The sequence below is a fragment of the Enterococcus sp. JM9B genome (genome assembly GCF_009933265.1).
Classification (GTDB): domain Bacteria; phylum Bacillota; class Bacilli; order Lactobacillales; family Enterococcaceae; genus Enterococcus_C; species Enterococcus_C songbeiensis.
The window spans coordinates 108,215-110,824 of record NZ_MAEK01000013.1; the positions used below are offsets into that span (position 1 = coordinate 108,215).

Here is a 2,610-nt window from a genome sequence, read left to right on the forward strand (position 1 = left end):
TTAGCGCTGTTTGGTTTATAGCTATCTTATCCAGTCGTTGCGCTAGGTTCTGGCTTGTTACTAAAGCCTCTCCTAGACCTGCTAATGCTACTGGTTTTATGGCTGATTTAGCTAATTCTGATAGCCTAGCAACGTCCGTCATATCAAGATTATTAAAATGATGATCGACGTATCCTTCAAAATCATCACTCATGTCAGATAGTTCATTTTCAGCTATTTCACCAATTAATATTTTTTGAAAAGCTTCATCTAACTGTTTCACGTACTTTTTTAGATTTTTTATTAATTGCTGATATAATGACAATTGAATCTCTTTATTATGACTTACAATATTTCTACCTTCTCTGATTAGTTCCATATCGTTTTGAATTTCTTCTAAATCAATATCTATATATTTACTAAATACTTCGTTCCATAATGAAAAAGGCTTAGATATACTTAAATCATCAACTTCTCGAAATAAATTTAACAATTCTTCAATATCTATCTCTTTATATCTCACAATATTCTTTTCATTTCCTGTCACAATAGATAAATAGTTTTCCCCAAAAAGATATTCTTCAAAATCATATAAATCTATCCATTGTAAAAGATTGTTAAAGTCATACTTTCCAATAGCCTGTTTCTGTTTGCTTTTTATTTCTGCAATGATTTCATTTGGAATAGAATCCTTTGTCCAATTATCAAAATACATTGGTGACAATAAATAAATCAATTTCCTTAAAGCCCATTCGTAACTATGCAAATATGGCAATAATTTTTTTGAAAAAAATAATGAATTTGTATCTACAATAGTAGTGTAATTTAAATGCGACTTGCTCGCTTCAATATTAATCTCATTTAGAAAAATTTGAAATGAATGTACATCAGTTATTCCTATCTTACCCCTTTTATTATACCTAAACATTACATGTAATGAATCATTATACTTTTTCATATCAAAACTAAATCTATATTTTTTTTCATTATTTTGATACTCTAAAAGATCATCACATATAAATCGTGATAATACTTTCATAAAAGTTTCTTTAATATCATCCATTCTGCCTTGTTTAGGATAATATAAATATTCAACAACTTGCTTGCTAATATGCCCTCACCTTTTTTCTTTTTATACTCTCAATTTTGTAAAAAATTGAAGCCTGATTTTAAAATACCAATAAATTTATCTCACAAGAGTATACCCTATCGTTACATATCCCACTCATTATTATACCAGTATTTATTTGTGACACATAAGGGTGTAACAATAGGTTAGTGTTCTAAAGACTACAAGTAGTCATTGAAGCAAATCTTCATAAGACACCTGTAGAACATCCCTAATAGCTCTCAATTGATCTAGCTTAATGTGTTGCCGGCCGCCTTCAATCTTAACCAATGTTTCCCTAGTTATAGCGATTTTCCTGAGCTGTAGGTCTCTAATCAGCTCGGTTTGACCAATTCCTTTTTCTAATCGGATTCGTCTAATATTGCTACCGATTACATTTTCTTTATCAATAATTTTTTCCTTTTTCAAGAATAGCACACCTTTTGGACTAAATTAGTCCTTTTTCTTATTAATCTTAAAGATTTGATATGCTACAACGTGACTAGTATTAGTCCACATTCAATTTTAAGGAGTTTTTTTTAAGAAATTTGCAATCATTCTAACCTGCGCTTTACTCATCGGAACTATAAGCGGGTGTACCACTTCTGACACAAGCTCTACAAGTACGGAAACTAGTACAACAACATCAGAAAAGAATTACCCAATACATTTTTTTCCGGTTCCAGATGGGTTTGAAGCTTATTATCATGATAAAAAACTAGATGTCCCTTTATCAGAAACTGAATTTACTGAAAAGATTTTGCCAATTGAAATTGAAAGAAGTCAAGACGATATAAAACTAAAAGCTGATTTTCCCTTACTGAACAGCACACAAATTGATAGACATGAAAATATCAAAGTTAATATTGAAAAAGGAGTGTTAGCACAACTTTATACTGAAAAAGTTGAACAATTAAGCACTATAAATACAGGCTTTCATGAATTACCTACACCTGAAAATGAAGTTGATTTGGTCATTAAACTCTTCTAAAAAAGAAGCATTGAAAGAATAATCTTTCCTTCAACGCTTCTTTTATTGATTCAATTTGCAATATTACTTGAACGAATAATCTGATTTCTAAATAGTTGGAAAACATCTTGCGGCGGATAATAGAATGAAAATAATGATTCTATATGACTATACTACGTATTCACCAAAACAGTTCTTATTCACTACAAACTCAAACAAGCTTCACTATACTCAAGTAGTAAACATTGGTTACAAAAAGACACCGGTGGAACCTCAAATCTCTCCACATAGATTTAGGCACACCCACTGTAGCTTATTGTTTAAAAGTAGAGCTTTAATAAAAGAAGTACAAAAACGATTAGGTTTCAAAAATATTAAATCTACAATGAATATCTACGCTCATGTTTCACCTGAAAAAATAGAAGAAACTGGCGAACGATTTGCAAACTATGTAAATTTCTAAAAAATGGCGTTCAATATTTATTTAGATAGAAAAAAATGGTTCTATAATATTTAGTGTTGTTACTCAAAACGAGTAAGGACACTAAATATT

General features: G+C 30.0%; 2 protein-coding genes and 2 pseudogenes. 2 read left to right on the forward strand and 2 right to left on the reverse strand.

What is annotated here, in order from left to right; all coding sequences use genetic code 11:
- The coding region (locus tag BAU16_RS04460; protein WP_237579207.1) for a hypothetical protein at window positions 1–1,042 on the reverse strand (1,042 nt) is incomplete at its 3' end.
- A 237-nt stretch (window positions 1,043–1,279) separates the two neighbouring features.
- A complete protein-coding gene (locus BAU16_RS04465; RefSeq protein ID WP_161526564.1) occupies window positions 1,280–1,525 on the reverse strand; it encodes a helix-turn-helix domain-containing protein in 246 nt (81 codons plus the stop codon).
- A gap of 115 nt (window positions 1,526–1,640) precedes the next feature.
- On the opposite strand from BAU16_RS04465, the pseudogene BAU16_RS04470 reads away from it, so the two are divergent.
- Both BAU16_RS04470 and BAU16_RS04475 read left to right on the forward strand, forming a co-directional pair.
- Window positions 1,641–2,000: pseudogene (locus BAU16_RS04470) on the forward strand (hypothetical protein); the annotation flags it as partial.
- Between the two features lie 199 nt (window positions 2,001–2,199).
- Window positions 2,200–2,520: pseudogene (locus BAU16_RS04475) on the forward strand (tyrosine-type recombinase/integrase); the annotation flags it as partial.
- Window positions 2,521–2,610 lie beyond the last annotated feature (90 nt).